1 protein-coding gene is annotated in these 376 nt (G+C 68.6%); it reads right to left on the bottom strand.

Annotated features, from left to right (window positions below):
- Positions 1 to 161 precede the first annotated feature (161 nt).
- Positions 162 to 376 (bottom strand): GmrSD restriction endonuclease domain-containing protein (locus tag IG94_RS0138190; protein ID WP_031048862.1); only part of this gene is annotated, 215 nt, incomplete at its 5' end.

Below are 376 nucleotides of genomic sequence, written 5' to 3' on the forward strand. Positions count from 1 at the left end.
GACGCGCACGCCGAGCAGTTCGTCGTCCTCCGGGGGATGGAGCACCCGCAGTTGCTGCACTCTGATCCCCGGCTCCGCCATGCCCCGGAGCTCGGTCCGCAGGGCGTCGAGCGAATCGGCCGTCATGACGAAGGACGCTAGCCCGTGTCCGCAAAGTCCCTTCACCCCGCGCACTGCCGCAGCATCATCTCCTTGTCGGCCGCCGTCACGGGCAGGTCGTACTTCAGCGACACCTGGGCGAAGCGCACCGAGTAGGAGCAGCGGATCGTCTTGTTCGGTGGCAGCCAGGACGCCGGGCCGGAGTCGCCCTTCGAGCTGTTGGTCGGGCCGTCCACCGGGACGAGGTTGAGCGGGTCGTTGGCGATGGACTCCCGCT

The sequence above is a fragment of the Streptomyces olivaceus genome (assembly GCF_000721235.1).
Taxonomy (GTDB): domain Bacteria; phylum Actinomycetota; class Actinomycetes; order Streptomycetales; family Streptomycetaceae; genus Streptomyces; species Streptomyces olivaceus.